This window comes from Pseudoalteromonas sp. NBT06-2 (assembly GCF_002276045.1).
GTDB lineage: Bacteria > Pseudomonadota > Gammaproteobacteria > Enterobacterales > Alteromonadaceae > Pseudoalteromonas.
Genome location: NZ_NQMR01000375.1, coordinates 1 through 1,075, shown reverse-complemented (window position 1 = coordinate 1,075; position 1,075 = coordinate 1). Strand labels below are relative to the sequence as shown.

3 protein-coding genes are annotated in these 1,075 nt (G+C 33.1%); all 3 read left to right on the top strand.

The features are described from left to right. Window positions 1-254 precede the first annotated feature (254 nt). Window positions 255-506: a hypothetical protein gene (locus CJF42_RS26150; protein WP_095369393.1), complete on the top strand. Its 252-nt coding sequence runs from the start codon at window positions 255-257 to the stop codon at window positions 504-506. 8 nt (window positions 507-514) lie between these two features. Next, complete coding sequence (locus CJF42_RS26145; RefSeq protein ID WP_095369392.1) at window positions 515-727, top strand: hypothetical protein; 213 nt, start codon at window positions 515-517, stop codon at window positions 725-727. Window positions 728-876: 149 nt separating this feature from the next. Further along, on the top strand, window positions 877-1,075 hold a 199-nt coding region (locus CJF42_RS28255; protein ID WP_212668878.1), incomplete at its 3' end, for a hypothetical protein.

Here is a 1,075-nt window from a genome sequence, read left to right as displayed (position 1 = left end):
GAACGGCTAAGTAGGGTTAAATATGAATTGGTTAATTTTATCGGGAGTAATAGTGTCAATATTTTTTATATTGCATCAATTATTCCCTGCAATATTAATGAATTTACGTCACAAGTATTATGAAAAAGATTTTATAAACAGTCAGCAAAAATTGATAAACGAAAATATAGAGAAAGAAAAAAATGAAAACTAAAAACAGATTAGAAAAGAAGTTAACTCCTTTCGTAGAAAATAAATTACAAAAGGTTTCGTAAATGTTTTGTGCTCTTGAAAATCAAGATGGTTCGTATCAATTGGAACAAGTAATTAATCCTAATGATTGTACGGGCTTATTGCTGAACGAGGGCGCGGATTTGGCGTACTGGATACGCTACTTAGTAGACCCCAATATGTTTACAAGCGCAGAATATGCAATGTTATTCATGGCGGGATTATCAACAATATTAATTTCTTATCTCGTATCTTGGGGGTATGGGGAAGTAATTAATTTTTTAAATCAAAAGTGAGTTTAAAAATGAAATTTCAAGCAAAATCAAAATTATTAGTTTTAGCAGCGTTCACACTACCAATGACAGCTATGGCAGAGGGGGTGGACTTCTCGGCTATTACTGGCGCGATTGCTGCGACTGCGGTTGTTGGCGGTATCACTGCAATGGCTGCAATTAAAGTTTTACCACCGTTCACACGTTGGGGTTACAACCAAGTTATTAAATTCTTTGGTTCGTAATTAAATTTTTGCATTACCAAGGGGGGCTTATGCCTCCTTTTTTGATCCAAGTCTAAATAAGGAGTGTAAATTATGTGGGCAATTGTAGTGTTTTTTTACGGTGCAATGGTAGCAAAAGCAATCGTAATAGGCTTTCAAGGTGCAAGAACATGAACATAAAAGCTGCTCAGTATCTTGAATATTTAAATTATTACATTTTAAACCCTGTTAAAAATTTCTTTATGTATATATTAAAAAACCCTTTTAAATCGATTTGGTTAGCAATTAAAATTTATTTAACACTTATATTGTTAGTGATATTTGTTGTCTTCTCATTTAGTGCAAATGCAGAGCCTGATATGAGTGATT

Coding starts and splice junctions, on each gene's coding strand:
- CJF42_RS26150 (WP_095369393.1), top strand. CDS start 255: ATGTTTTGTGCTCTTGAAAATCAAGATGGTTCGTATCAATTGGAACAA.
- CJF42_RS26145 (WP_095369392.1), top strand. CDS start 515: ATGAAATTTCAAGCAAAATCAAAATTATTAGTTTTAGCAGCGTTCACA.